The organism is Clostridium estertheticum subsp. estertheticum (genome assembly GCF_001877035.1).
GTDB lineage: Bacteria > Bacillota > Clostridia > Clostridiales > Clostridiaceae > Clostridium_AD > Clostridium_AD estertheticum.
Genome location: NZ_CP015756.1, coordinates 2,890,620 through 2,912,637, shown reverse-complemented (window position 1 = coordinate 2,912,637; position 22,018 = coordinate 2,890,620). Strand labels below are relative to the sequence as shown.

The window sequence follows — 22,018 nt, the reverse complement described above, 5'->3', positions numbered from 1 at the left end:
TATTAAAAGGTTAATGAAGTATATATTGCATTTAATAAATTTATAGTGATGTATTCTTTTTTATATTAAAAAAATTATAAAAATAAAAATATGAGGTGACTTATGAAAAAGCAAAAAAGAGAAAAGTATACAAAGGTAATGATTTATGCTATTGTTGTTATTTTTATGGTAGGTTTTGTATTACCAGTGCTATTTAAGTAAAATAGGAGAGTGTTTCATGTTCTTAAAATCAATTGAAATAAGAGGATTTAAATCCTTTGCAGATAAGACTGAGTTAACATTTGAGAAAGGTATTACAGCAGTAGTAGGACCTAATGGAAGTGGTAAAAGTAATATTTCAGATGCTGTAAGATGGGTTCTTGGGGAACAAAGTGTGCGAAGCCTAAGAGGCGATAAAATGGAAGATGTTATATTTGCAGGCACACAGTTTAGAAAACCGGTGGGACTCGCTCAGGTGTCATTAACGCTTGATAATAGTGAGTCAGAATTGGATATTGATTATGCTAATGTAACTATATCGAGAAGATTATATCGATCAGGAGAAAGCGAATATTTAATAAACAATACATCTTGTAGGTTAAAAGATGTTCAACAGCTTTTTATGGATACGGGTATAGGAAAAGAAGGATATTCAATTATTGGTCAAGGTAAAATTGATGCTATTTTAAGTGGCAAAGCTGAAGAAAGAAGAAAATTATTTGAAGAAGCAGCAGGAATTGTTAAGTATAAAACAAGGAAAGAAGAAGCAGAAAAAAGACTAGATAACACAGATCAAAATTTAATTAGAATAAGTGATATCTTAAGTACTTATGAGGAACGATTGGAACCATTAATGAATGAAAGTGATAAGGCAAAAAGATTTCTAAAGCTTTTCGAAGAATTGAAAAGCAAAGAGGTTAGCATAATTATTGATTCTATTACTAAGGTAGAAGAAAAAATGGAAGGATTACATGATGAATTAGATAACTTACAGGTAGAAGTTGTAAAAGCTACGGAAGAAAAAATGTTTTTTAAGAAAGATGTTGAATTATTAAATGATAAGTTTGAAAAATTTGAAAATAAAAGCCAGGAAGAAAAACAATTATTTTATGATAATAAGATAATATATCAAAATAATATATCACAAATAAATATTCTTCATGAGAGAATAGAAAATTTAGAAAAAGTGATTGATAAAACAACTAATGAGAGTTGTATAACTCATAAAAGTTTGTTAGAACTTAAAAACAATAACACAAAAGCCGAGGACTCATTAAAAAATATAAAAAATATTCAAATAGAAATAGATGAAGGAATCAAATCAGAAGAAATAAAAATAAAAACGATTCAGGAAAATATAGAAATTGAGAGCAATGAAATTAAATCGCTTAAGGAAGAAAAACAAAATAATATTAACAGAAATATGGTGTCTAGCAATAGTTTGTTATTATTAAATAATAATATAGATATATCTAAAAACAGAGTAATTATGCTTACAAACACTATTTACGATCTTGAAAATTCAATAAAAGTGAACCTTACTACAAAGATAACATTTGAAAAAGAAATGAAAGAAGTAAGGCAAAAGATAATACAATGTCAAAGTCAACTTGATAAAAATAAAATCGAAATTATTAAACTTCAAAATGTTTTAGCTATAGATGAAAAAGATATGAAGAATTGTAGTTTTAAAATTAATAAAGCGGAAGCTAATTTTAATGTACTTACAATACTCGAGAAAAAACATGAAGGTTATAATAAATCGGTAAAGAACTTAATGCAAAATGTTAATGAAGGTAAAATAGGTAACGTTCATGAGTGTTTTGTACTTGGTGAAATTATAAGGGTCGAAAAGTATTTAGAAGTGGCTTTAGAAATCGCTTTGGGTGGTACTATATCACACATAATAACTAAAGATGAAAACGTGGCAAGAATATTAATAAATTATTTAAAAGCAAATAAACTTGGACGCGCGACATTTTTACCCCTAAACATTATTAAGGGCAGAAAGATTATCATTGATAATGAAACTAAAAGTAATCCAGGTTTCGTAGGAATAGCAAGCGAACTTATAGAGTATGATGAAAAATTTAGTGAGGTTATGGCATTTATTTTAGGGAGAACAATTATCTGTAAAGATATGGACTCAGCTTTGGAGATATCAAAATGTAATAATCATAGAATTAAAATTGTTACATTATCGGGTGAGGTTATAAACGTTGGTGGGTCACTAACTGGTGGAAGTGTATATACAAAAACATCAAGTATAATTGGAAGAAAACGAGAACTTAAAGAATTAGATAAGGAGTTATCAACTCTAAAAAAGGAAAGTATTACTTATCTAGAAAAAATAAAAAAAGGTAAAACTGAAATTTTAAGATATGATGATGAAAATTTAAAAATAAGAGAAAAAATTCACTTTGAAAACATTGAAGTAGCAAAAAAAGAGGCTAAAATAAACTCAATAGTGGATGATACAAATAGATTGCAGCGCAATAATAGAAATTTAAATATTGAAAAATCTTTAGAAGATAGTAAACTTAAAAAAGGATATATAGAAATTGAAGAAAAGAATATGTTAGTTACTAAGTTCACACAGTTAAAAGACGAAATAGAGCAAAATTTAAATAGAATTGAATTTAAATTAAAAGATAAATTGCAAGAAATTGATAATATAAAAGAAGTAATTACAGAATCTAAGATAAAAAAAGCTCAAAACTATGAGGCGTTACGTAATAAAGAGTCTGAAATAAAAAGATTGAATGTAGACATATTATCTCGAAGTGAAAAGATAATTATGTATTCTAGAGAAATAGAAGAGGCTATAAAAAATAAGGAAACAAGTATTTGTTCGATTCAAAGTCTAGAAAAAAAGGCAAATGAAATAATGATTAACATAGAAGAAATGAAAAAAAACTTTGATGATTATGAAATTCAAAGGATAAAGATTAAAGATAATATAAAAACAAATGTGGATCAGTTTGATAATGTTACGTCGATACTTGAAAAAACGGAAAAAAGTTTATATAAGTGTCAATTAGCTCTAGCAAAAGTTAGTATGGAAAAGGATAATTACTATAAAAAATTGAATGAAGACTTTGAATTAACATATGCGGAGGCTCTAATATTTAAAAAAGAAATTGATGACATTTATAAGCTTAAAAATGAAATAGCAACATTAAAAGAGGATATAACACTTCTCGGTAAAATAAACGTAGGTGCTATTGAAGAGTATAAAGAGGTCAAAGACAAATATACATTTATGAATGGTCAAAAGGAAGACTTAGTATCAGCTAAAAATGAATTATTGACTGTAATAAGTGGAATGACGCAAAAAATGAAAAAAATATTTGCGGAAAATTTTATTATATTAAGACAAAATTTTAATGAGACATTTATGGAGTTATTTAAAGGTGGTAGCGCAGATTTAATACTTACTGAAGGTGATGAACTTACTGCAAAAATTGATATAAACGTTCAGCCACCAGGGAAAAAACTTCAAAATATAAGTTTAATGTCTGGTGGGGAAAAAGTTTTATCAGCGATTGCATTATTGTTTGCAATACTCAAGATGAAACCAACTCCATTTTGTATTTTGGATGAAATAGAGGCAGCACTCGATGATGCAAACGTTGTTAGATACGCAGAGTTTTTAAAGAGATTTGCGGACGATGTTCAATTCATTATAATAACCCACAGGAAAGGAACTATGGAGGCTGGGGATGTATTATATGGTGTTACCATGGAAGAGAAGGGTGTATCAAAAATAGTATCTATTAATTTAAAAAAGTAAAGATTTATAATAATCATTTTGTTCATAAAAGTAGAAACAAGGAGGACTTGAAATGTTTGGAGGATTTTTTGATAAATTAAAAGATGGATTAGCAAAGACTAGAAATAGTATTACAGAAAAAGTTAGTGAAGTATTAAATTTAGCAATTACAATTGATGATGAATTGTATGAGGAACTAGAGGAAATATTAATTACATCAGATATAGGTGTAGACACTTCTGTTTATGTAATTGAAAAACTTAGAAAAAGAGTAAAGGAGTTAAAAATAAAAGATCCATCAGAGATTATACCATGTTTAAAAGAAGTTTTAATGGATATATTAGGTGAAGAGGAAGACCAAATAAAGGAGGTAGAGCTACCAAGGGTAATTTTGGTAATAGGAGTTAATGGAGTTGGGAAAACCACTTCCATTGGTAAAATTGCGTCATCGTTAAAGTCTAAAAAGTATAAAGTTCTTATTGCTGCAGCAGATACATTCAGAGCAGCGGCAATTGATCAGTTAGAAATTTGGAGTAGTAGAGCAGATGTTCCATTAATAAAACACCAAGAAGGTTCTGATCCTGCGGCTGTAGTTTTTGATGCTGTTCAAGCAGCTAAAGCTAGAAAAGTTGATGTGTTAATTTGTGATACAGCCGGAAGGCTTCATAATAAAAAAAATCTTATGGATGAATTAGCAAAAATAAATAGGGTTATTATAAGGGAATACAGCGAGGCCCATATAGAAACACTACTAGTTATTGATGCAACTACTGGTCAAAATGGAATTCAACAAGCTAAGCAGTTCATGGAGATATGTCCCATTGATGGTATAATACTAACTAAATTAGATGGTACGGCCAAAGGTGGCGTTGTAATATCAATTAAGAATCAACTTAATATACCTGTTAAATATATAGGCGTTGGTGAAGGGGTTGATGATTTACAAGAGTTTAATTCTAGAGATTTCATAGAGGCTTTGTTTTAAAATGTATATAAAAAATATATGCCTGTTAAGTAAAACTACTTGACACCACATTTAAACTCTGATATTATATTATTTGTGAGTCGGTGATGAAATGGAAAAAAGATTTGAAATTTCACTATTATTAGATTTTTATGGAGAATTACTTACGGAAAAGCAACGAATCATAATGGATTTATATTTTAATAATGATTTGTCTTTATCTGAAATAGCAGAAATAAATAATACTAGTAGGCAAGCTATTCATGATACTATAAAAAGATCTGATAACGCGCTTTTAGTATATGAAGAAAAATTAAAATTATTAAATAAAGACCATGAATTAAAGAAAACCTTTGACAATATAATATTAGAATTAGATGAATTACAAAATAATATAAAAGATGAAAAAATGAATCAGCTTATATGTGACATAAAAACACAAATTATCGAGAATGTTTAGGGGGTTTATTATGGCTTTTGAAGGGTTATCTTCTAAGTTACAGGATACCATAAGGAAATTAAAGGGTAAGGGTAAGCTTTCCGAAAAAGATATTAAGGATGCTATGAGAGAAGTAAAATTAGCATTATTAGAAGCTGATGTTAATTATAAAGTAGTTAAAGATTTTGTGAAGAATGTAAGTGAAAAGTGTTTAGGTAATGGAGTATTACAAAGCTTAACACCTGGGCAACAGGTTATCAAAATTGTTAATGATGAGTTAACTAGTTTAATGGGTAATTCAGAAAGCAAGTTAGAGTTTTCAACTAGTGGGTTAACAGTTATAATGCTTGTGGGGCTTCAAGGTGCGGGTAAAACTACAATGGGTGGTAAACTTGCTCTTTCTCTTAAAAGAAAAAATAAAAAACCGCTATTAGTAGCTTGTGATGTATATAGACCAGCTGCAATTAAACAATTGCAAGTAGTAGGGAAACAAATTGAAGTTCCGGTATTTACCATGGGAGACAAAGTAAGTCCTGTAGATATAGCAAAAGCATCAATAGACTTTGCTCGTGAAAATGGTAATAATGTAGTTATATTAGATACAGCAGGAAGACTTCATATAGATGAAAATTTAATGGAAGAACTACAAAATATGAAATTAAGTGTAAAGCCAAATGAAATAATGTTAGTAGTAGATTCCATGACTGGTCAGGATGCAGTTAATGTAGCAGATAGTTTTAATTCACAGTTAGATATAACTGGAGTGATTTTGACTAAGTTAGATGGAGATACAAGAGGTGGCGCAGCGCTATCCATTAAAGCAATAACTGGAAAACCTATAAAATTTGTTGGTTCTGGTGAAAAAATGAATGATTTGGAAGTGTTTTATCCAGATAGAATGGCATCGAGAATACTTGGTATGGGAGATGTGCTATCATTAATAGAAAAAGCACAGGATTCATTTGATGAAAATGAAGCAAAAGAACTTGGGAACAGAATGTTATCTCAAGAATTTAACTTTGATGATTATTTGGCATCAATGCAGCAAATGAAGAAACTTGGACCACTTAATAAAATAGTTGAAATGATTCCAGGTTTCAATAAAAAGGAATTGCAGGGTGTAGACTTATCTCAAGGTGAAAAGCAAATGGGGAAAAGTGAGGCTATAATAAGATCAATGACTGCATCGGAAAGAAAACATCCTAATTTGGTTAGTGGTTCTTCATCTAGAAAAAAGAGAATTGCTAATGGGTCAGGTACTTTAGTCCAACAGGTAAATAAGGTTATAAAAGATTTTGAAATGATGAAGAAAATGATGAAACAAGCAAAGGGATTCCAAAAATCCGGCAAAAAAGGAATGTTTGGTAAAATGCCTTTTTAATAAAACACTTGATAGATTACTAGATATAAATTTAAGGAGGTGATATACATGGCAGTTAAAATAAGATTAAAAAGAATGGGTGCTAAACATGCTCCATTTTACAGAGTTGTAGTTGCAGATTCAAGATCTCCTAGAGATGGTAGATTTATTGAAGAAATAGGATACTACAATCCAACAACAGAACCAACAACTATTAAAATTGATGTTGAAAAAGCAACTAAATGGATGAAGAATGGTGCACAACCATCTGATACAGTTAAAAGGTTACTTAGCAAAATAGCAGTCAACTAGAAAAGTTTGTAAGTAATGAATGGAGGAGTTTTCCATGAAGCAGTTACTTGAAGTATTGGCAAAGTATTTAGTTGATAAACCAGAAATGGTAGTAGTAAACGAAGTAGCACATGAGCATACAGTACTTTTAGAATTATCTGTAGCACATGAAGATATGGGAAAAGTTATAGGAAAACAGGGTAGAATAGCGAAAGCTATTCGTACTGTGGTAAAAGCAGCTGCTGTTAAAGAAAATAAAAAGGTAGTTGTTGAAATAAAGTAAGAGTTAGGTTCTTCCTAGCTCTTATTTTATTTATAACATAAACAAAATAAATAATATTGAAAGGAGGATTTTAAATGAAAGATTTTATGAGCGTAGGTACAATAGGTAAGACACATGGCTTAAAAGGTGAAGTTAAAGTTTTTTCGTTAACTGACAGTCTCGAAAGATTTAAAAAATTAAAAAATGTGTATATTGATGGTGAGATTAGAAAAGTTGAGGGTTGTAAACTTCAAGCAGATAAAGCAATACTTAAGATTGAAGGCATAGATACCATAGAACAAGCAGAAACATATAGAAATAAGTATCTGATGGTTAAACGAGAAGATGCAGTTAAGTTAACAGAGGGAAGTTACTACGTTGCTGACTTGCTTGACTGTGCTGTTTTCGAGGAAGGCTCAGATGAAGAACTAGGTAAGGTATTTGATGTTCTTAATACACCCGGAAATGATGTATACTGGGTTAAAGGAAAAGAAGAATTACTTATTCCAGTACTTAAGAATATAGTAGTTAGTGTAGATATTAATAAACATATAATAATAATTAAACCAGTAAAAGAATGGCAAGAATGAAAATAGATATATTAACTCTATTCCCTGAAATGTTTGAAATTTTTAATTATAGTATGATTGGAAAAGCAATAGAGAAAAACATAGTTAATATAACATCTCATAATATTCGTGATTACACGATTGACAAACATAAAAAAGTAGATGATTCTCCATATGGTGGTGGAGCTGGTATGGTAATGCAAGTTCAACCATTAGCTGACTCTATTCGTGATGTTAAATTAAGAAATGGTGGAAAAGTAATATTTTTAGGACCAAGAGGAATTACATTTACCCAAAATGTTGCAAAAGAGTTATGTAAGGAAAAAGAATTAATATTTGTATGTGGTCACTACGAGGGCATTGACGAGCGAACCTATGAGTATATAGATATGGAAATGTCTCTGGGAGATTTTGTTTTGACTGGTGGAGAAATGGCATGTATTCCTATTGTGGATAGCATTTGTAGGTTAATTCCAGGGGTATTATCTTGCACGGAGAGTTATACAGAGGAATCCTTTTATGACGGAGTACTTGAGTACCCACATTATACAAGACCAGAATGTTTTGAAGATAAAAAAGTCCCGGAGGTTTTAATATCTGGACATCATGAAAACATACGAAAGTGGAGAAGACTTCAATCACTCCTAATTACTAGGGAAAAAAGACAAGATTTATTTCAAAAGCTTAAGCTTACGAAAGAAGATAAAAAATTATTAAGTGATAAACATAAAATAGAATAATGAATAGTTATTTGTAGTTTAAATATCTTTCATATAAGAATAAAAGACAATTTTATGTTGATATATATATATATTTATGATAAAATATAGTTTGTGCTAGTACGGGCGCTCCTCTGCCATAATTTAATGAGTACGAACGTCACAATAAAATTTTAGGAGGGAATGCACATGTTAGAAATTATAAGATCAATAGAAGCAGAACAAATCAGAACTGACTTACCAGTATTTAATGTAGGTGATACAATTAAGGTTCACATCAAAATTAGTGAAGGTAACAAGGAGAGAGTCCAAGTTTTCGAAGGAACCGTTATTAAAAGACAGAATGGCGGTATTAGAGAAACTTTCACAGTAAGAAGAGTAGCATCTGGTGTTGGTGTTGAAAAAACATTCCCAGTTAATTCTCCAGTAATTGAAAAAATTGAAATTGTAAGATTAGGTAAAGTTAGAAGAGCTAAACTATTCTACTTAAGAGATAGAGTTGGTAAATCTGCTAAGGTTAAAGAAAGAATGAGATAAAATGGGGGGGCTGAAAAGTCCCTTTTTACATTTAACTATAATATAACATACATAAATGGGGAAGTTATTAATGTATATTACAAAAATGAAAAATTTATAAGACAGGGAGGATTAGATAAATATGGCAATGACCATAAATTGGTTTCCAGGACATATGGCGAAAACTAGAAGACAAATTGGAGAGAGTTTAAAACTTGTTGATGCTGTAATAGAAATTAGAGATGCAAGGATAGTTAAATCAAGTGCAAATCCACAAATTGATGAGATATGTAAAGATAAGCCTAGAGTTATTTTGCTAAATAAGAGTGATTTAGCTGAAGATAAAGTTACTAAACAATGGATAGAAAAACTTACAACTGATACTGTAAGGCCACTCGCTGTAAATTGTATTACGGGTCAAGGGTTAAAAAGTATAAAAATCACACTTGATGAGTTATTGAAACAAAAACACGATAGGCAAAGAAAAAAAGGCTTAGTTAATATAGTTACGAGAGTTATGGTAGTGGGTATACCTAATGTTGGTAAATCTTCTTTTATAAACAAACTAGGGAAGAACAACATTACTAAAACGGGGGATAGACCAGGAGTTACTAAAAGCAAGCAATGGGTAAGAACTACCTTAGGAATAGAGTTAATGGATACTCCAGGTGTATTATGGCCTAGATTTGAAGACGAGACAGTTGGACTTAATTTGGCATTTACAGGTGCTGTAAAAGATGAGGTCATAGATATAGAGGAATTAGCACTTAGATTAGTAGAAAGACTTCAAATTAATAATGCGCAGCGATTAATGGAAAGATATAAACTTACAGAAATTATGGAAAATCCTTTAGATAATTTAGATAATATAGCTAAAAAAAGGGGAGCAGTAATTTCAGGGGGTAATATTGACTATAACAGAGTTGCAGTTATGCTTTTGGATGAATTTAGAGGTGGTAAATTAGGACCTATATCTTTAGAGAGAGTAAAGGAAGATTAGGTTTATACATATAAGGTATCACATGAAATATTGCTTAAAGTATAAAGGCATCTTAAAAAATTAGCCAATTGTTCTAATATTTTTAAGATGCCAAATTCAAGATATCTGACGATTATAAAGGAGAGATGTTATGAAATTTAATGTGAATTTTTCAAGCATGAAATATAAAGAAGTAAAAGAATATATCTTGAGTATAGAAGATATTGAAAACGTTTTCAATAATAGTGAAAAAGAAAATATAATAAACAGACTTTTGCAAGATAAGAGAAAAACTATTCAAAAACTAGGGGTTAAAATGTCTAATATATTAGAGTCAAAAGAAAAAGAAATTCAAAGGGTAAGGAAAATGTATGACTTTGATCGAAGTTTTGGAGATTTTAGATATGTAGCTGGAGTAGATGAGGTTGGTCGTGGACCTTTAGCGGGACCAATAGTTGCAGCTGCAGTATTATTTGATTCAAAAGTAGTTGAAGACAAAGACTTAATATTAAGAGCTAATGACTCTAAAAAATTGTCGATATCTTGTAGAAAAGAACTATCGCTTATTATTAAGGAAAGAGCATTAGCTTACAAGATTATTGCTATTGATAATAAGCAAATAGATGAAAAAGGAATTGCTTGGTGCAATAATCAAGTGTTTTTAGAAGCATGTGCAGGGTTAACTACTAGGCCGGATTTAGTTTTATCTGATGGATATAGAATAAAAAATTATCCTAGTTTAAATGAATTTGTAATAAAGGGAGATACGTTAAGTATAAGTATAGCCTGTGCTTCTATTATTGCAAAGGTATATAGAGATGAATTAATGGCAGATTATCATGAAAAGTATCCTAATTATGGATTTGATAGGAACGTTGGATATGGTACCCAGGAACATGTACTTGCAATAAAAAAGTTTGGAATTATTCCGATACATAGGAAAAGTTTTTTAACAAAAATTTTAGAATAAGTTAATAAAAAAATTGCAAATGCACTTTGTGAATTGCTAGGTGCATTTTAAAATTATAATTGGAAAGCGTCTTCAATATGATTAACTAAGAAATCATTATTATCATTATTTAACAATACTTCAATAACATCAAATCTAAAATTACTGTCTATAATATTTTTCTTTAAAATGTAAACTTGAGCTGTTTTATAGATTTTATGCTGCTTACAAAGAGTAACTGACTCCGCTGGTATTCCAAAGTTTATTCCATATCTAGTTTTTACCTCGATAAAGCAAATATAATCTTTATGTATTGCTATTATGTCTATTTCTCCACATTTGCAACTAAAGTTTTTTTCTATTACTTTATAACCTAAATTTTTTAAAAAAGTTTCCGCTATTTCTTCACCAAATTTTCCAATGTCTTTATTAAAAGTTTTCATGAAAAACATCCTTCCCTAACAATACATAAATTACAAAATATGTATGTAAACTAATATTAAAGTAAAAAGGATAAAAAATCAATACTTTTCTTCGGGATATTATGCTTAAATCGGAAATTATATAGTTTTATGTAGAAAAGTAGATGAATAAGGATTATAGTATAATTATATTTGATTTAGAAATGAGAAATTTAAATATTCTTAATATTATTTTACAACACTAATATTATATAATCGGGGTGTAAGCAAAATGGAAAAAAGATGTATACCTATTCTAGAGTGTGAACTTGGTGAAATAATTGCGCAAAAAGTTGTAAGCAAGTACGGTTCGACTATTGTTGTTGAAAACACTACAATAAATAGTTATATTAAAAATAAATTAATTGCATTTGAAGTAGATTGTATTTGGATTTATGGAGTTTGTATAAGTGAATATATTAAATATAAAGACAACGATCTACATCAATTAAAGCAGAGTTATAACAGAAATATATTAGAAATCAAAAAAATAGTGAATGATTTAACTAATGGAAATAATGTAAGTATTGAAAAAATAGATTTAATATCTAATTCTATATATGAACCTATAAACAATGAATATCATGTTGTTAGATGTCTAAATGAATTGAAATCTATAGATGAGGATACTTTTACTCATAGCATAAATGTGTCGTTGTATGCTATGCTATTGGGGAAATGGATGCTCTTACCAGAAAGCAAAATAAAAGATCTTATACAAGCCGCATTGTTACACGATGTTGGGAAAACAAAAATATCTAATTCCATTTTGAATAAAAAAGAAAAATTGGAAATTGGGGAATTTGAAGAGATAAAAAAACATCCTATTTATAGTTTTGAAATTATAAAGGATATTGATGGTCTTTCGATGGAAAGCAAGGAAGCTGTATTAAAACATCATGAAAGAGAGGATAAATCAGGTTATCCAGCAGGTATAGAAGGATCTGAGATGAGTATATGTTCAAAAATTATAGCGATTACAAATTTCTATGCTTCTATAACTTCTGAAAGGACTTACAGAAAAGGAGTACATCCTTTTAAGGCTTTTAAGATTTTTCAAAGTCAAGGTAGTGTTAGTTTTGATATACATATAGTAAATACTTTTTTATCAAATATAGCTGCATGTTATGTAGGTACGAAAGTATTGTTAAATAATGGTAAAATTGGTGAGATTGTATATGTGCCACCACAAGTTATCACTAAACCAATCGTGTGCGTTGATTCTGAGTATTTGGATTTATCTAAGGAAATTAATTTGAGCATTGTAAATATGTTGTAAATTAATAGTGTGAAGTAAGCATCTGTAATGAATATGGACAGTTAATAATTTTTATAAATTATTAACTGTCCATATTTTTTGTATAATATTATAAACTATTAAGAATCTTAAAAAATCTAGTTTTTATTTCTGCTTGATATCTTCATTAAATCTTTTAGCTTTAACGTTTGCCATAGTGAAGAATAGCAACGGAATATATTTTTATTGAAATCCAAGCTATAAAAGCAATAGTTATAAATAAGGAGAGGAGAGAAGCTGTAAGTTGCCAAATTGGAACTTCTTTAGCTAAAATTCTAGAAGGCATAGAAAAAGGAGATGAAAATGGAATGATAGATGACACAATGGATACGGTTCCTTTTGGGACTGCAAGTGAAAAATTTCCAAAATGTATAGCTTATAGGGGGATTATATCATTCTTTACAATAGTTTACTAATATTTAAGCTTGATATGACATTAATTTCACAAAAAATAAGTGTGTTTAGAAGTTATTTATTTTGAAAGAAAATTCATAAACGTTGTAATGACGCCCGCGTTACAAAAATCTATAAATAAACTACCAACGAGTGGTACAATAAAAAATGCTTTTAAAGAAGCACCATATTTTGTTGTCATAGCTCCCATGTTCGCCATTGCATTTGGGGTGGCACCCATACCAAATCCACAGTTACCAGAAACAATTACTGCTGCATCATAATCTCTTCCCATAACATTGAAGGTTACAAAATAGCAAAATAATCCTGTAAGAATTGTCTGAGCTAGTAACATTGCTATTAGAGGTAATGCTAAAGATGATAATTGCCATAACTTTAAGCCCATTAATGCCATAGTTAAGAATAAGGATAATGAAACTTCTCCTATTATATCAACTTCTTCTGAGTGAACTTTATATGAATTTGTACAATCAGATATATTTCTTATAATTGCAGCTGCAAACATCGCTCCAATATATGATGGGAAAGTCATACCTGTTTTTTCTAAAACAATTGATATAATTGTACCTAGTCCCATAGATAACAAAATCTGAGTTGCTGCGCCCATGAAATTATCATGACGGAGTGGTTTTTCATTGATTTCTTCGTTTTCAAGCAATTGATCATGTGCATTTGAATTAATTTTCATAGGGTACGTAAGATTATTTTTTTCTATTAATCTTTTCCCTATAGGTCCACCAATGATGCTTCCCATAACTAAACCAAATGTTGCTGATGCAAGTGCCACAGTGGTTGCACCTATGGCACCAGCTTTTTCAAATATTGGACCAAAGGCACCTGCAGTTCCATGACCACCTACCATAGGAACAGATGCGGTAGAAAGACCGATAAGTGGATTTAAACCAAACATTTTAGCAAGTGTGACACCTGCAATATCTTGAAGTATACACAGTATTATGGATACACCTAAAAAAATTAAAACCCCTTTTCCACCTTTTTTTAGTAATTTAAGGCTTGCTGTAAGTCCGATAGTTGTAAAGAATACCGTCATAAATAATTTTTGAAGGGTTATATCCATATCAAAAATTAATAAGTTACTCATTTTTAGTATTAAAGTGATTATTGCAAAAATTAATCCCCCAATTACCGGTGCGGGGATACAGTACCTATCTAAAAAAGCGAGCTTGTTTTTAATCTGTTGTCCTATAAATAGAACAACAACAGCAAGGGACGCTGCTTGAACCATGTCTAATTTTAAAGCCATTTTTATTACCTCCTAGTATAGTGTGTTTGTAAGTATTGGTAATAAACAAGCCATAATAACTACTAATGTCATCACTAAAATCTTATTTAATATTTTAAACTCACAATTTAATTTTAATCTTATCTTAATTCAGCAAATAAAAAAGCGGAGAAGGGTTTTCTACAAAGCCTGTGTTAAGTGGAGTTTCCAGGCATGTATTATCTAACTCTTTTCCGATTGCTTTAGGATAAGAAGTATATGAGCTTAATTATAAAGACTCACATCGCTAATTGTAACAAACATAACCAAATTATGAAAGTGAAAAATTATAGGAAATAAAAAAGTCATAATCAGACTGTTAAAATGTATATATGTACGGTATACTTATTAAAAAATAAGATGATTTAACTATTTAGATTTTCTATGTTATAAGGAAACTACACAAAGGAGAATAAACAATATGAGTAAAATAATTGATTTGAATAGTGATGTAGGAGAAAGTTTTGGAGCTTACAAGATTGGACTTGATAAAGAGGTGCTTAAATATGTATCATCAGCTAATATCGCTTGTGGATGGCATGCAGGTGACCCTATTGTTATGAGGGATACTGTTAAGGCAGCTTTTAAAAATAGTGTAAGTATTGGCGCACATCCTGGATTCTTTGATGTTATGGGTTTTGGGCGAAGGAATATGACAGTATCTCCGGACGAGATAAAGCAGTACACAATATATCAGATTGGAGCTTTATATGGTTTCGTAAAATCAGCAGGTGCGAAAATGCAGCACGTAAAACCTCATGGAGCAATGTACAACATGGCAGCTAAGGACGGTAAATTGGCCCAGGCTATTATAGAAGGTATATGGGAAGTGGATAGGGATCTGATAGTTCTTGGATCTTCCGGGAGTGAAATGATAAAGGCAGCAAAGGAAAAAGGGTTAAGGGTTGCAAATGAAGTTTTTGCAGACCGGGCATATAATTCTGATGGAACTCTTGTTGCAAGAAGTCTTCCCGGTGCAATGATTCTAGACACGAATATAGCTATTTTGAGAGTGATTAGAATGGTAACAGAGGGGAAAGTGACAGCAATAAGCGGTGAAGATGTGGACATAAAAGCTGATTCTATATGTGTTCATGGAGATAATCCGGAGGCAACACAGTTCGTGCGTCTTATAAGGGAAGAATTATTCAAAGCTAAAGTTGAAATAAAACCACTTAGTCAATTTATTAAATAGGAGGAAAATTTATTTATGAGTAACAATTTAAACACAAAGGATAAAAAGAAAAGTAATATTGGTGTACTGATTGGGGCAGCATTCATTATGGCTACATCCGCTATAGGGCCAGGATTTCTGACTCAAACTGCGGTATTTACAGAATCGCTTAAAGCTAACCTGGGGTTTGTCATACTTCTTGTTATTATTATAGATCTTATAGCACAACTCAATATATGGCAGATTATTGGTGTATCAGGGCTTAGGGCTCAGGATATTGCAAACAAGATGGTACCTGGGCTTGGTGTTTTTCTAGCAGTGCTTATAACTATTGGGGGATTTGCATTTTGTATAGGAAATATTTCAGGTGCGGCCCTTGGTCTCAATGTATTATTTGGTCTAAATACTAAAATAGGTGCTATTATTAGTTGTGGTATAGGTATTATAGTGTTTAGTTCTAAAGAAGCTGGAAAAGCAATGGACATTTTTGCAAAGGTACTTGGTGTTGGGACATTGTTACTCGTAGCATATGTGGCATTTAGAACCCATCCTCCAGTTGGAGAGATGATTCTACGGACATTTGTACCAACAAAGGTTACATTCTTACCACTACTAACTCTTGTCGGTGGAACAGTAGGGGGATATATTTGTTTTTCAGGAGGACACAGACTAATAGACGCTGGCATTACAGGAGAGGAACATGTGAAAGAAATAACCAAAAGTTCAGTGCTTGCTATATCATTAGCGTCACTTATGAGAATACTTCTTTTCGCTGCGATTCTTGGAGTTGTTGTAAATATTGGTAAGCCGCTTGGCACTGTAAATCCAGCAGCTGAAGCATTTAGACTTGGAGCAGGTAATCTGGGTTATAAGTTGTTTGGAGTTATACTTTTTTCAGCTGGTTTAACTGCAATGGTTGGTTCATCGTATACAACTTTATCTTTTTTAAAAACACTTGCACCGGTTTTTGACAAACATACGTCAAAATGTATAATAGGCTTTATTACTATATGTACATTGGTGTTTTTAATTATAGGTAAGCCAGTAAAGTTACTTGTACTAGCAGGTTCATTGAATGGTTTGATTCTTCCAATTTCCCTTGGAATAATACTTATCGCGTCGACTAGAAAAAATATTGTAGGAGATCACTATAAGCATTCAAAGCTGCTCATGTATTTGGGTTATATTGTTGTAATATTAGCAGTTGTTGCGGGTTATATGTCATTGGGTGGAATAGCTGAATTATTTAAATAAGGGGGTGAAAATACAATATGTATGATGAAGTTAAGTATTTAATCGCCGGAGATAGAGCTTTAGTTGTGGAATTTGGAGATAAAATTGAAGAGCAAGTTAACTCAAAAATTAGAAGTCTTACAGTTGCAATTGCGCAGGAAGGTATTATAGGAATAAACGAGACTATCCCAACATACAGGTCGCTTATGGTAATTTATGACCCTATAATAATGGAACTAGATGAACTTATAAGTGTTTTAAAATCCATTATATTAAAGATGCATGAATTGAAACTTCCAGATGCTAAAGTCATAGAAATACCAACATTATATGGTGGGGAGTATGGCCCTGATATTGAATTCGTGGCAAAGCACAATAAAATATCAATTGATGAAGTTATAAAAATCCACACAGATAGGGAATATTTAATTTATATGATTGGGTTTACACCAGGGTTTCCGTACCTTGGAGGTATGAGCGATAAAATAGAGGCTCCTAGGCTTCAAAATCCAAGAACTAAAATACCAGTTGGAAGTGTAGGAATTGCAGGTAAACAGACAGGTATATATCCTGTGGAAAGTCCTGGAGGGTGGCAATTAGTTGGTAGGACACCTGTTAAATTATATGACCCTTGCAGAGATGAGCCTGTTTTATTAAACGCGGGGGATTACATAAAATTTAGATCAATAGATGAAAATGAATACAAAATTATTGAGGATTTAGAAAGAGAAGGAAAATATAAAGCAATTATAAGAGATAAGTTAAGAAGGTGAGTATATGACAATAATGAAAATATTAAAGCCGGGTATGTATACTACAATTCAGGACAGCGGTAGGTATAATTATCAAAAATCTGGTATGTCTGTTTCCGGTGCTATGGATCAATTCTCACTAAGAGTGGCTAATATTCTTGTTGGGAATAAGGATAGCGAGGCATGTTTAGAAGCTACTCTTTTTGGTCTTAAAATAAAATTTGCGGGTGATGCCTTGATTGCAGTTACAGGTGCCAATCTTATGCCAAGGATAAATAACAAGGCTATAGACATGTGGTCTGGAATTAAGGTTTTAGATGGTGATGAACTTTCTTTTGAAACAGCTCAAAGTGGGTGCAGGAGTTATATAGCAATCGAGCATGGCATCGATGTGCCAGAGGTTATGGGAAGCAAGTCTACCTATGTGAAAGGCAAAGTAGGAGGCTTTCAGGGAAGAATGCTGAAGGCTGGCGACGAGATTAAGATTGGAGCTTCATCAGAAAATCAGTTTACTAGTATTAAAAAGCTTCCAAATGAGTTAATACCATTGTACTCCAAGGATAATATTGTAAGAGTGATAATGGGGCCTCAGGATGATTATTTCACGGTAGGCGGTATAAATACATTTTTGGATTGTGAGTATAAAGTGACAAGTGAAGCTGATAGAATGGGATACCGATTATCTGGTCCTAAAATTTCACATATTACTTCTGCAGATATTATATCTGATGGAATAACCATGGGGTCTGTGCAGATTCCAGGCGATGGGGCTCCGATAATTATGATGGCTGATAGGCAAACTACTGGTGGGTATACGAAAATTGCCACTATAATAACTCCTGATATAAACATAGTGGGACAGTTAAAGCCTGGTGACAGTATCAGGTTTAAATTAATAAGCATTGAGGAAGCTCATATAATATATAGAAAATATATGAAAGACTTTGATTTCATAAGAGAGAGTATGACAAACGACGCAATAACTAGTGAAAAGTTTAAAGTAAGGGTAAATAATAAGGAGTACGAAGTAATGGTACAGGAAATTAAGTAATTAAGAAAAACGAACTCTTAGGAGGGATAAAATAGTGAATCCAATTAGTATAACTGAGACAGTACTTAGAGATGGCCAGCAATCCTTAATTGCTACGAGATTAAAAACAGAAGAGATATTACCAATTCTAGAAAAAATGGATAAGGTCGGGTATTATTCAATGGAGGTATGGGGAGGAGCAACTTTCGATTCATGTCTCCATTTTCTTAATGAAGACCCTTGGGAAAGACTAAGAGAAATACGTAAGATAGTTAAAAACACTAAGCTCCAAATGATCCTTCGAGGTCAAAATCTTCTAGGGTATAAACATTATGCAGATGATGTGGTTGAGGCATTTATTAAGAAGTCTATAGAAAATGGTATAGATATAATAAGAGTATTTGATGCATTAAATGATACAAGAAATATGGAAACTTCAATTAGAGTTATTAAAGAAGGCGGAGCACACTGTCAATGTGCTATATGTTATACAACTAGCCCAGTACATACTTTAGATTATTATGTTGAATTATCAATAAAACTCGAGAAATTAGGGGCACATTCAATTTGTATTAATGATATGGCTGGTATACTAACGCCATATTCGGCTTTCGAATTAGTGAAGAAATTAAAAGCAGCTGTAAAAATACCATTATGTATGCATGCTCATTGTACCAGCGGAATAGCGTCTATGACATATTTAAAGGCTGTTGAAGCAGGAGTAGATATTATTGACACTGCAATTTCTCCCTTTTCACAGGGCGCATCACAACCACCTACAGAGTCGATGGTTCTTACTTTAAAAGAGAGTCCACGTGATCCTAAATTAGATATTAATTTATTAGGTGAAATAGCAGACTATTTTAGGCCTATAAAAGAGAAATACAGAGAAAATGGAATACTAAATCCAAAAGTTATGAATGTAGAGCCTAGAATTATTACATATCAGGTTCCTGGAGGGATGTTATCGAACCTTTTATTAGAGCTTAAGGAGCAGGGGGTTGAAGCTAGATATAAAGAAGTCCTTACAGAGATACCTAGAGTGAGAAAAGATTTAGGATTTCCACCTTTAATTACGCCTCTTATTCAAATGGTAGGAACTCAAGCAATATTTAATATACTATCTGGCGTACGATATAAAATAATTCCAAAAGAATTAAAAGATTATGTTAAAGGACTTTATGGAAGTCCGTCAACACCTATAAAAGATGAAATAAAGACAAAAATCATAGGAGATATGAAAATTATAACTCAAAGACCAGCAGACTTACTAGAGCCAGAGATGGACAAATATAAAAATGAAATTGGAGATTTGGCCATTACTTATGAAGATGTATTATCATATGCTTTATTTCCACGAAGTTCAAAAAAATTCTTTGAGGACAGGTTAAATGACAATATAAACAGTGGTACTTGTGATAGTTATAAGGAAATAATAACAAATTGTAAAATAGAAGAAATAAATGAAATAGATGAAGAAGAGAGAATAGTAGTAGCACTTGTAGCATCGGCTATGGCAGCGCGCGATAATCCAAGTGCGGAGTTTAGGATATCAAAAATCAAAAGAATAAAATGATGAGTATAATTTAGTTAGGAAGGTGTTAATAATATGAAAAAATATATGATAACGCTAAATGATAAAGTTTACGAAGTAGAAATAGAAGAAGTATTAGAGCCAATTGGGGAAGAGAAGACAATCACAACACAAAATAACAATATTGTTTCTATAGATGATTCAGATGCCTGTTAGGGCCATATATTTTGTGCAAAAATAAAAACTTGTAAAAATAAAGATATTGCACCCAGGGCGATCTGCACTTTTACCTGCCAAGTAGACAGGGAAAATAATAAAATTGACTTAAACGGCTAAAGTCCTAAATTTAATTGGATTTTAGCCGTTTAATTTTTTTTAATTTCATGTAAGGTTATTTTGTTGATAATTATGTCAATAATTATGTAATATGAACTATGAAATGAAAAGGTAAGGGTGATAACATGGCAATACAAATTATGTCAGCAGCATTTACAGGAATTAAAGGCGTTATAGTTACCGTTGAAATTGATATAACTAGGGGACTACCGGCCTTAAATATCGTCGGACTTGCAGATATATCTGTTAAAGAATCAAGAGAACGAGTACGTTCTGCAATACTGAATTCAGGATTTGATTTCCCGGTAAATAGAATAACTATAAATTTAGCACCAGCTGATTTAAAAAAAGAGGGATCGTTATTTGATTTACCAATAGCGATAGGCATTCTTCTTGCAACTAAACAAATAAATGTTAATGATATTAATGATTATCTTTTTATTGGAGAATTATCATTATCAGGTAAATTAAAAAAAGTTCGTGGAGCATTACCTGTGGTTATGGAAGGAATTGAAAATAAAATTGAAAAGTTTATAGTTCCGACATACAACGCAAGAGAATGTAGCCTTGTTAAATCTGCAAAGATATTTCCTTTAGATGATTTAAAACAAGTAGTAGACTTTCTAAATTATAAAGATTTAATGCCTTATGAAAGAGGTAAAGATATAGAAATATTAATTAATGAAGAGTTAGATTACGCGGATGTTATGGGACAAGAAAGTTCAAAACGTGCTATTGAAGTAGCGGCTGCTGGGGGACATAATCTAATTATGTATGGGCCGCCGGGCTCTGGTAAATCAATGATGGCTAAAAGAATTCCTAGCATACTACCGTATTTAAGTCAAGAGGAGTCACTTGAGGTTACAAAAATATATAGTGTTTCTGGAAAGCTTGGCAATAATGAGGGAATTGTTTTGCAAAGGCCATTTAGAAGTCCTCATCATACTATATCACGGATTGCTTTAGTTGGTGGTGGAAATAAAATAATACCTGGAGAAATTTCTTTAGCTCATACGGGGGTATTATTTCTAGATGAAATATTAGAATTTAAAAAAAATGTCTTAGAAGTGTTAAGGCAACCTTTAGAAGAGAGAAAAATCACTATTTCAAGAGTTAATGGGACCATAGAATACCCATCTAATTTTATGTTTGTAAGTGCATTAAATCCATGTCCTTGCGGATACTATGGATCTTACGTGCGGCAATGTAGTTGTAGTGAATATGAAAGAAGAAGGTATTTGAGTAAGCTTAGTGGCCCACTACTAGATAGAATTGATATATTTACGGCAGTTAATTTTTTACCTTATAATAAAATAATTAGTAAAAAAAACAGTGAAAAATCTAGTATTATTAAAAAAAGAGTAATGGAGGCAAGAAATATTCAAGAGAAACGGTTTAGTGCAGAAGAAATTCACTGCAACGCAGAGATGAACGGAAAGTTAATTAAAAAATATTGCCATATAGATAAAAAAGCAAGTAAAATTCTTGAATTAATGTACAGTAAATTTGCTTTAAGTACAAGGGCTTATTCAAGAATAATTAAAGTATCTAGAACTATAGCAGATCTAGATGGAAGTGAAAATATCTTAGATAAACATATTATTGAGGCAGTGCAATATAGAAAATTTATTGATGAGCAAATAGTTTAATTAGTTTAATTATTAATATAAGTTACTTTGAAAAATATATACAGGAGGTATAGCAAA

The 22,018-nt window shown here is 31.3% G+C and carries 22 protein-coding genes; 20 read left to right on the top strand and 2 right to left on the bottom strand.

Annotated features, from left to right (window positions below; genetic code table 11):
* The first annotated feature begins 102 nt into the window (after positions 1-102).
* The 12 genes from A7L45_RS22885 to A7L45_RS13300 all read left to right on the top strand — a co-directional run bounded on the left by A7L45_RS22885 (position 103) and on the right by A7L45_RS13300 (position 10,820).
* Complete coding sequence (locus tag A7L45_RS22885) at positions 103-201, top strand: DUF4044 domain-containing protein (RefSeq protein ID WP_151553613.1); 99 nt, start codon at positions 103-105, stop codon at positions 199-201.
* A gap of 16 nt (positions 202-217) precedes the next feature.
* A complete protein-coding gene (gene smc / locus A7L45_RS13350; RefSeq protein WP_071613241.1) occupies positions 218-3,772 on the top strand; it encodes a chromosome segregation protein SMC in 3,555 nt (1,184 codons plus the stop codon).
* A gap of 52 nt (positions 3,773-3,824) precedes the next feature.
* Positions 3,825-4,736: a signal recognition particle-docking protein FtsY gene (gene ftsY / locus A7L45_RS13345; RefSeq protein WP_071613240.1), complete on the top strand. Its 912-nt coding sequence runs from the start codon at positions 3,825-3,827 to the stop codon at positions 4,734-4,736.
* 91 nt (positions 4,737-4,827) lie between these two features.
* Complete coding sequence (locus A7L45_RS13340) at positions 4,828-5,175, top strand: putative DNA-binding protein (RefSeq protein ID WP_071613239.1); 348 nt, start codon at positions 4,828-4,830, stop codon at positions 5,173-5,175.
* Positions 5,176-5,185: 10 nt separating this feature from the next.
* The gene (ffh, locus tag A7L45_RS13335; RefSeq protein WP_071613238.1) at positions 5,186-6,535 is read left to right on the top strand and encodes a signal recognition particle protein; all 1,350 of its coding nucleotides are present in this window, start codon (positions 5,186-5,188) and stop codon (positions 6,533-6,535) included.
* Between the two features lie 48 nt (positions 6,536-6,583).
* Positions 6,584-6,826, top strand: a complete 243-nt coding sequence (gene rpsP / locus A7L45_RS13330; RefSeq protein ID WP_071613237.1) for a 30S ribosomal protein S16 — start codon at positions 6,584-6,586, stop codon at positions 6,824-6,826.
* Positions 6,827-6,860: 34 nt separating this feature from the next.
* Positions 6,861-7,088: a KH domain-containing protein gene (locus tag A7L45_RS13325; protein ID WP_071613236.1), complete on the top strand. Its 228-nt coding sequence runs from the start codon at positions 6,861-6,863 to the stop codon at positions 7,086-7,088.
* Positions 7,089-7,162: 74 nt separating this feature from the next.
* Positions 7,163-7,657 (top strand): ribosome maturation factor RimM, encoded by a 495-nt coding sequence (rimM, locus tag A7L45_RS13320; RefSeq protein ID WP_071613235.1) that lies wholly within the window; start codon positions 7,163-7,165, stop codon positions 7,655-7,657.
* Positions 7,654-8,376, top strand: coding sequence for a tRNA (guanosine(37)-N1)-methyltransferase TrmD (gene trmD / locus A7L45_RS13315; protein WP_071613234.1), 723 nt, complete (start codon positions 7,654-7,656; stop codon positions 8,374-8,376). The genes rimM and trmD overlap by 4 nt, the downstream gene beginning before the upstream one ends.
* A gap of 168 nt (positions 8,377-8,544) precedes the next feature.
* A complete protein-coding gene (rplS, locus tag A7L45_RS13310) occupies positions 8,545-8,892 on the top strand; it encodes a 50S ribosomal protein L19 (protein ID WP_071613233.1) in 348 nt (115 codons plus the stop codon).
* 127 nt (positions 8,893-9,019) lie between these two features.
* The gene (gene ylqF, locus A7L45_RS13305; RefSeq protein WP_071614976.1) at positions 9,020-9,871 is read left to right on the top strand and encodes a ribosome biogenesis GTPase YlqF; all 852 of its coding nucleotides are present in this window, start codon (positions 9,020-9,022) and stop codon (positions 9,869-9,871) included.
* A 130-nt stretch (positions 9,872-10,001) separates the two neighbouring features.
* A complete protein-coding gene (locus A7L45_RS13300; RefSeq protein ID WP_071613232.1) occupies positions 10,002-10,820 on the top strand; it encodes a ribonuclease HII in 819 nt (272 codons plus the stop codon).
* 53 nt (positions 10,821-10,873) lie between these two features.
* Here the strand turns inward: A7L45_RS13300 and A7L45_RS13295 are convergent, their stop codons facing one another.
* A complete protein-coding gene (locus A7L45_RS13295; protein WP_071613231.1) occupies positions 10,874-11,242 on the bottom strand; it encodes a YraN family protein in 369 nt (122 codons plus the stop codon).
* A gap of 250 nt (positions 11,243-11,492) precedes the next feature.
* Here A7L45_RS13295 and A7L45_RS13290 point away from each other — a divergent pair, with 250 nt between their 5' ends.
* On the top strand, positions 11,493-12,539 hold the full coding sequence (locus A7L45_RS13290) for an HD-GYP domain-containing protein (protein WP_071613230.1): 1,047 nt from the start codon (positions 11,493-11,495) through the stop codon (positions 12,537-12,539).
* 490 nt (positions 12,540-13,029) lie between these two features.
* Here the strand turns inward: A7L45_RS13290 and gltS are convergent, their stop codons facing one another.
* Positions 13,030-14,235 carry a sodium/glutamate symporter gene (gene gltS / locus A7L45_RS13285; RefSeq protein ID WP_071613229.1) on the bottom strand — a complete coding sequence of 402 codons (1,206 nt, stop codon included), beginning with the start codon at positions 14,233-14,235 and terminating at the stop codon, positions 13,030-13,032.
* Between the two features lie 439 nt (positions 14,236-14,674).
* Here gltS and A7L45_RS13280 point away from each other — a divergent pair, with 439 nt between their 5' ends.
* The 7 genes from A7L45_RS13280 to A7L45_RS13255 all read left to right on the top strand — a co-directional run bounded on the left by A7L45_RS13280 (position 14,675) and on the right by A7L45_RS13255 (position 21,961).
* Positions 14,675-15,448: a LamB/YcsF family protein gene (locus A7L45_RS13280; protein ID WP_071613228.1), complete on the top strand. Its 774-nt coding sequence runs from the start codon at positions 14,675-14,677 to the stop codon at positions 15,446-15,448.
* 15 nt (positions 15,449-15,463) lie between these two features.
* Positions 15,464-16,681, top strand: coding sequence for an NRAMP family divalent metal transporter (locus A7L45_RS13275; RefSeq protein WP_071613227.1), 1,218 nt, complete (start codon positions 15,464-15,466; stop codon positions 16,679-16,681).
* Positions 16,682-16,698: 17 nt separating this feature from the next.
* On the top strand, positions 16,699-17,433 hold the full coding sequence (pxpB, locus tag A7L45_RS13270) for a 5-oxoprolinase subunit PxpB (protein WP_071613226.1): 735 nt from the start codon (positions 16,699-16,701) through the stop codon (positions 17,431-17,433).
* Between the two features lie 4 nt (positions 17,434-17,437).
* Entirely contained in the window at positions 17,438-18,463 is a 1,026-nt protein-coding gene (locus tag A7L45_RS13265) for a 5-oxoprolinase subunit C family protein (RefSeq protein ID WP_071613225.1), read from the top strand.
* A 34-nt stretch (positions 18,464-18,497) separates the two neighbouring features.
* The gene (locus A7L45_RS13260; protein ID WP_084647463.1) at positions 18,498-20,018 is read left to right on the top strand and encodes an oxaloacetate decarboxylase subunit alpha; all 1,521 of its coding nucleotides are present in this window, start codon (positions 18,498-18,500) and stop codon (positions 20,016-20,018) included.
* Between the two features lie 45 nt (positions 20,019-20,063).
* Positions 20,064-20,192, top strand: a complete 129-nt coding sequence (locus tag A7L45_RS24090; RefSeq protein ID WP_257786547.1) for a hypothetical protein — start codon at positions 20,064-20,066, stop codon at positions 20,190-20,192.
* Positions 20,193-20,437: 245 nt separating this feature from the next.
* A complete protein-coding gene (locus tag A7L45_RS13255) occupies positions 20,438-21,961 on the top strand; it encodes a YifB family Mg chelatase-like AAA ATPase (RefSeq protein ID WP_071613224.1) in 1,524 nt (507 codons plus the stop codon).
* Positions 21,962-22,018 lie beyond the last annotated feature (57 nt).